The following is a 6000-nucleotide window of genomic DNA, read 5'->3' on the forward strand; positions in this document are numbered from 1 at the left end:
AGCGCGAGCCCGGGACCCATAACCACCGCAGCCCGTTTTGCGATAGCTGGAGCGATCAGCTTAGCGAAAAATTCCGGCCTGTGGTTATGGGTCCCCGCCCCCGTGCGCTTTGCGCACTAGGCGGGACGACCCGTGGATGGAGCGTCGCCCTCGTCGTCCCCCTCGATCTCCTGCGGCAACGCGATCACGACGCGGCCGCCTTTGAGGTCGACTTCCGGCACCACCGCGTTGGAGAACGGCAGCAGCATCGTCGGGCCCTTGGGCGGCGCGATCTCGATGATGTCGCCGGCGCCGAAATTATGGATCGCGAGCACCCGACCGAGCGCATCGCCATCAGTTGTGATCGCGGCAAGCCCGATCAGATCGGTGTGGTAATATTCGTCCTCGTCCGTCGCGGGCAGTTTTTCGCGCGGGACGTAGAGCTCGATGCCGTTGAGGCGCTCGGCCTCATCGCGGGTCGCGACGCCCTTGAATGTCGCGACCAGATGATCTTTGGCCTCGCGCACCTGCGCGATTTCGAACTGGCGCCTGCCGTCCTTGGTCGACAGCGGACCGTAGCGGCGGACGGCAAAGGGATCCTCGGTGAAGGTCCACAGCTTGACCGCACCGCGCACACCATGCGCGGCGCCGATCCGCGCGACGCAGACCAGCGCCGACATGATCCGGCCTTACGCCTTGGCGGCGGCTTCGGCCTGCGCCTTGCGCTCCTTGCGCGGCACGGCCTTCTCAGGGTTGTTGCGCGCTTCGCGCTTCTTGACGCCGGCGGCATCGAGGAAACGCGCGACGCGGTCCGACGGCTGCGCGCCCTTGGCGAGCCAGGCCTTCACCTTGTCCATGTCGAGCTTGAGGCGGGTCTCGTTGTCCTTCGGCAGCAGCGGATTGAAATGGCCGAGACGCTCGATGAAGCGGCCATCGCGCGGAAAGCGCGAATCGGCGACGACGACGTGATAGACGGGACGCTTCTTGGTGCCTGCACGGGCGAGGCGGATAACGACGGACATTCAGTTCTCCTTGAAAGTGTGGTTTTGCAAAGTACGTTTTGTTCGGTCGATTGGTATTCCGCGCCGCGCGAGATGCTGATGATCCTGTGCGACGAATTCCTCATTTCTTCTTGCCGGGGAAACCGCCGAGGCCCGGCAGCGTCGGCTTGCCGCTCAGCCCGGTCAATCCGGGAAGGTTGGGCAGGCCGGTGCGAAGGCCCGGCGGCAGATCCTTCGGCAGATTCGGCAGGCCTTGTCCGCCGCCCGCGCCTTGCATCTTCTCCTGCAGCGCCTTCATCTCTTCCGGCGAGGGCATCTTCATGCCGCCGCCGAAGCCCATCGCCTGTGCGATGCCGGCGAGCGGGCCGCGCTTGCCCGATCCCATGGCCTTCATCACGTCGGCCATGTTCCGGTGCATCTTCAGCAGCTTGTTGACGTGCTCGACGCTCTGGCCGCTGCCGGCCGCGATGCGCTTCTTGCGGCTGGCCTTCAAGAGGTCCGGATGACGCCGCTCCTCGCGCGTCATGGAATCGATGATTGCGACCTGACGCTTCAGGATCTTGTCGTCGATGCCGGCGGCCGCGATCTGGTTCTTCATCTTGGAGATGCCGGGCATCATGCCCATCAGCCCGCTGATGCCGCCCATGTTGGCCATCTGCAGCAGCTGCTCGCGCATGTCGTTGAGGTCGAACTGACCCTTGCGCATGCGCTCGGCGGTGCGTGCGGCCTTCTCGGCGTCGATATTGGCGGCGGCGCGCTCGACCAGCGACACCACGTCGCCCATGCCGAGGATGCGGCCGGCGATACGATCCGGGTGGAAGTCTTCCAGCGCGTCGGTCTTTTCGCCGGTGCCGATCAGCTTGATCGGCTTGCCGGTGACGGCGCGCATCGACAGCGCGGCGCCGCCGCGGCCGTCGCCGTCAACGCGTGTGAGCACGATGCCGGTGAGGCCGACGCGCTGATCGAACGAGCGCGCCAGGTTCACGGCGTCCTGGCCGGTGAGCGAATCCGCAACCAGCAGCACTTCATGCGGATTGGCCGCGGCTTTGATCGCGGCCGCCTCTGCCATCATCTCTTCGTCGAGCGTGGTGCGGCCGGCGGTGTCGAGCAGCACGATGTCGTAGCCGCCGAGCTTGCCGGCTTCCAGCGCGCGTTTGGCGATCTGCGGCGGCTGCTGGCCGGCAACGATCGGCAAAGTGGGAATGTCGAGGTCGCGGCCGAGCACGGCCAGCTGCTCCATCGCCGCCGGACGGTAGACGTCGAGCGAGGCCATCAAGACCTTGCGCTTGTCGCGCTGGACCAGGCGGCGGGCGAGCTTGGCGGTGGTGGTGGTCTTACCGGAGCCCTGCAGGCCGACCATCATGATCGGCACCGGCGGCACGGAATTGACGTCGATGGTCTGGCCTTCGGCGCCCAGCGTGTTGACCAGCTCGTCATGGACGATCTTCACCACCATCTGGCCGGGGGTGACCGACTTGACGACTGTGGCGCCGATCGCCTGTTCGCGCACGCGCTCGGTGAAGCTGCGCACGACTTCCAGCGCGACGTCGGCCTCCAGCAGCGCGCGGCGCACCTCGCGCATCGCGGCGTCGACGTCCTTTTCGGTCAGCGCACCGCGCCCCGTCAGACGATCGAGAATGCCACCAAGCCGTTCCGACAGATTGTCGAACAATGCCGTTGTCCTGTTGCTGTCTTCCCGATGGGAAGAGCGCTCCGTAACTCACCGCTGTCATGCCCCGCGAAGGCGGGGCATCCAGTACGCCGCAGCACCTCAGTTCAAGCCGAGCCGCCTCTGGGATACTGGATCGCCCGATCAAGTCGGGCGATGACACCTTCCTGGATAAGCATCTTCCAAACACCTTTGCGCCCGAGGGCGCACAGCGCTGTCGGGCGTTGACCTCCGGCCTCAAGGCCGGTCGGCGGGTCGAAAAGAAAGCCTTTCCGAGAAAGTGGCCGGGTTAAACGCCGCTCCCGCTCAAAAGTCAAGGAAAGTTAGGGTGTCGGCCCGCCCTTGGTAAGGCAAGGTTCTGAAAACGTGATCCTTTTGGTCGCAGGTTCCTTTTCCGCCAGCCCCGCCCATATAGGCAGTGATGCCTTCACCCTCTGACCATCCCTAGAAGCTCGCCGTGCCGATCACCCGCCGCCGCCTTTTCGGATTGCTTGCCGGAGCAGGTGCGCTGGTCGGCGTTTCCTCCCTCTGGATATCCCGCATGAAAACCTATGACGGTCCCGCCTCCGACCATTTCGACGGCCTGACCTTCTTCGATCCGGACGGGGCGCCGCCGAAATCGCTGCGCGAGGTGCTGCGCTGGCAACTCGGCGGCAAGCGGCAGCGGGCGACCTGGCCGGATTGGGCGCCCAGCCCGCACGCCGACACACCTCCGGCGCGTGTCGACGGCGACAAGGTGCGGCTCTCCTTCGTCGGCCATGCCAGCTGGCTGATCCAGGCCGGCGGCCTTAACATCCTGGTCGATCCGGTCTGGTCGGAGCGGGTCTCGCCGGTCGCCTTCGCCGGGCCGAAGCGGCACAACGACCCCGGCATCGCCTTCGAGAAGCTGCCGAAGATCGACGTCGTTCTGGTCTCGCATGGCCATTACGACCATCTCGACATCGCGACGCTGTCGCGGCTCACCAAGAATTTCGCCCCGCGCGTCGTCACCCCGCTCGGCAACGACGTCACCGTGCGCAGCTGGGATTCCACGATCAAGGTGGAAGCGTTCGATTGGCACGACCGCGTCGAGCTCGGCGAAGGCGTCGCGGTGCATCTGGTGCCGACAAGGCACTGGACCGCGCGCGGCCTGTTCGACCGCAACAAGGCGCTGTGGGCGAGCTTTGTCCTGGAGACGCCGGCCGGGAAGATCTACGTGGTCTGCGATTCCGGCTACGGCGATGGCCGCCATTTCCGCCGCGTCGCCGAGAAGCACGGCAAGCTGCGCCTGGCGATCCTCCCGATCGGCGCCTACGAGCCGCGCTGGTTCATGCGCGATCAGCACATGAACCCAGAAGACGCGGTGAAGGCGCTGGCCGATTGCGGCGCGGAGCAAGCGCTCGGCCATCATCACGGCACGTTCCAGCTGACGGACGAGGCCATCGACGCGCCGGCGAAAGCGCTGGTCGAAGCGCTCGATGCCGCGAAGATTCCGCAGGAGCGGTTCGTGGCGATGCTGCCGGGGCAGGTGGTGGAGATTTAGGTCGTGTATCCATAAACCCGGCGGCTTGATGCGACGAAAGCAATGTCCGCTTTGCCCCCATAGCGACGAGTGCGTGCGGCTCTGCGCCGTTGAACCAGAAAGCCCATGACGCAACAAAACACCATGGATTTCTTTTGGTCGGAAGACCTTTATTAATCGATGGATGGAGCCGGCCTGTGGGGTTTTTGCTGAGAATTGTGCTTGCAACCGCTCTCGTGAACCTTGCTCCGGCCGTCGCGCAGGCGAAGGATGCCGTCGCTTCTCCTGTTTTGCAGAAGGAATTCGATGGCTTCATCGAGAAGTTTCGCGCGGCGCTGAAGGCAAACGATTCCGCCGCCGTCGCCGGTATGACACGATTGCCGTTCATGAACGACAACGCAATTCGCGACGCCGCGCAATTTGGCGCCAAGACCTATCGGACCTCGTTCACGGCGAAAAATCGCGCGTGTATCCAGCGCGGCAAGGCCGTCTACGATCGCGATGACTATAAGAACGACAGTTACTTCGTCTTCTGCGGCGAGCTCATCTTCGTCTTTACCAAGACGCCGGCGGGGTTCCTTTTTACTGATATCAGCGTGAATGATTGATCGGGCAACAATGCTATCGCCGGCCCATTGGTGTTGCGGCGATGCGCCTCTTACGAAGCGGCTACTGCCCCTGCTTGATCGCCCAGCTCACATTCACCGTCACCGTCAGCGTCTCCTCGCCCGGCGCGACCGCGGCCTGTGGGGCTGCGGCCATCCGTTCGGCCATACGGCCCTTGAACAGCGGCACCGGGCCGCCGCCCTCGGTGACGCTGAGCGGCGCGCCCAGCGTGACGCCGGCAGCCTTGGCATAAATCTCCGCCTTGCGCCGCGCATCGGCCACCGCCTGCTCGCGCGCGCCATCCAGCAGCTTCGAGGCCTGCGTCACCTCGAACGAGATATTGCCGATGTCGTTGGCGCCGGCGGCAACCAGCGTGTCGATGATGCCGGCCACTTTGGTGACGTCGCGAATCTTGACGGTGACGCGGTTACTCGCGCGGAAGCCGACCACCGGCGAGGCGCCGGTGGATTTGTTCTGGCCGTATTGCGGCTGCAGCGACAGTCGCGAGGTCTGGTAATCCTTCTCGGCGATGCCTGCGCCCTTCAGCGCCAGCAGCACCTTGCCCATCGCGGCGTTGTTGGCATCGGAAGCCTCCTTCGCCGTCTTGGCGTCGTTGGCGACGCCTGCATCGATTTGCGCGAGATCGGGCGCCGCGGATACGGAGGCTTCGCCGCTCACCGAGATTGCGGAGGGAAAATCCTCGGCGCGCGCGGGTGCGGCGAGCAGCGTGATGGCGAGGACGGCGGCAAGTAGGGCAGGCTTTTTCATCAGTCTCACTTCAGTGGCACGTAAACATTGATCACGAGCTTGTCCTCGGACGTCTTCAGGGGATCGGTGAGGTACTCCTCGATGAAGGTGTCCTTGGCTTCCAGCCTCTTGTCGTCGAGGTGGTTGGTGATCGCCTCATAGGTGTTGTCCATGTTGTCGTAGGAGCCGCGATGGACGAATTTCAGCGCCTTTCCTTCAGGCGATTTGCCGATGCTCATGTCCTTGGACAGGTTCTTCGGGTCCTGATCGACCGGGATTTGGGCAAGGAAGGTGAAGCCGGTATCGTCCGTCGAGGTGTAGACGATCATCGAATTGCCCGATGGCTTGATGCCCTGCTTGTCGAGCAGCGTGGTCAACGCCTTGAAGGCGTCGATCAGCGTGTCGAAGGCGGAGTCCCAATTGGCGGTGCCCTTGACCATCACGACCTTCTTCGGCTCGAGCGTGGTCTCGAGGCCGAAGGGATCGGCGGTCTGAAC

7 protein-coding genes are annotated in these 6000 nt (G+C 64.3%); 2 read left to right on the plus strand and 5 right to left on the minus strand.

Annotated features, from left to right (window positions below):
• Positions 1–116: 116 nt before the first annotated feature.
• The 3 genes from rimM to ffh form a co-directional block, all read right to left on the minus strand.
• Entirely contained in the window at positions 117–659 is a 543-nt protein-coding gene (gene rimM / locus I6F20_RS24205; protein ID WP_225128096.1) for a ribosome maturation factor RimM, read from the minus strand.
• Between the two features lie 9 nt (positions 660–668).
• Positions 669–1001, minus strand: coding sequence for a 30S ribosomal protein S16 (gene rpsP / locus I6F20_RS24210; RefSeq protein ID WP_025032875.1), 333 nt, complete (start codon positions 999–1001; stop codon positions 669–671).
• 100 nt (positions 1002–1101) lie between these two features.
• Positions 1102–2652 (minus strand): signal recognition particle protein, encoded by a 1551-nt coding sequence (gene ffh, locus I6F20_RS24215; RefSeq protein WP_225128097.1) that lies wholly within the window; start codon positions 2650–2652, stop codon positions 1102–1104.
• A gap of 454 nt (positions 2653–3106) precedes the next feature.
• On the opposite strand from ffh, the gene I6F20_RS24220 reads away from it, so the two are divergent.
• Positions 3107–4171 (plus strand): MBL fold metallo-hydrolase, encoded by a 1065-nt coding sequence (locus tag I6F20_RS24220; protein ID WP_225128098.1) that lies wholly within the window; start codon positions 3107–3109, stop codon positions 4169–4171.
• A gap of 176 nt (positions 4172–4347) precedes the next feature.
• Entirely contained in the window at positions 4348–4758 is a 411-nt protein-coding gene (locus I6F20_RS24225) for a hypothetical protein (RefSeq protein ID WP_225128099.1), read from the plus strand.
• Positions 4759–4819: 61 nt separating this feature from the next.
• Here I6F20_RS24225 and I6F20_RS24230 read toward each other — a convergent pair whose 3' ends face one another.
• Together I6F20_RS24230 and I6F20_RS24235 are read right to left on the minus strand one after the other, a co-directional pair.
• On the minus strand, positions 4820–5524 hold the full coding sequence (locus tag I6F20_RS24230) for an SIMPL domain-containing protein (RefSeq protein ID WP_225128100.1): 705 nt from the start codon (positions 5522–5524) through the stop codon (positions 4820–4822).
• 5 nt (positions 5525–5529) lie between these two features.
• On the minus strand, positions 5530–6000 hold a 471-nt coding region (locus I6F20_RS24235), incomplete at its 5' end, for a GyrI-like domain-containing protein (RefSeq protein WP_225128101.1).

It is taken from the genome of Bradyrhizobium sp. IC3123 (assembly GCF_020193625.1).
Taxonomy (GTDB): Bacteria; Pseudomonadota; Alphaproteobacteria; order Rhizobiales; family Xanthobacteraceae; genus Bradyrhizobium; species Bradyrhizobium yuanmingense.

Coding starts and splice junctions, on each gene's coding strand:
- rimM (WP_225128096.1), bottom strand. CDS start 659: ATGTCGGCGCTGGTCTGCGTCGCGCGGATCGGCGCCGCGCATGGTGTG.
- rpsP (WP_025032875.1), bottom strand. CDS start 1,001: ATGTCCGTCGTTATCCGCCTCGCCCGTGCAGGCACCAAGAAGCGTCCC.
- I6F20_RS24230 (WP_225128100.1), bottom strand. CDS start 5,524: ATGAAAAAGCCTGCCCTACTTGCCGCCGTCCTCGCCATCACGCTGCTC.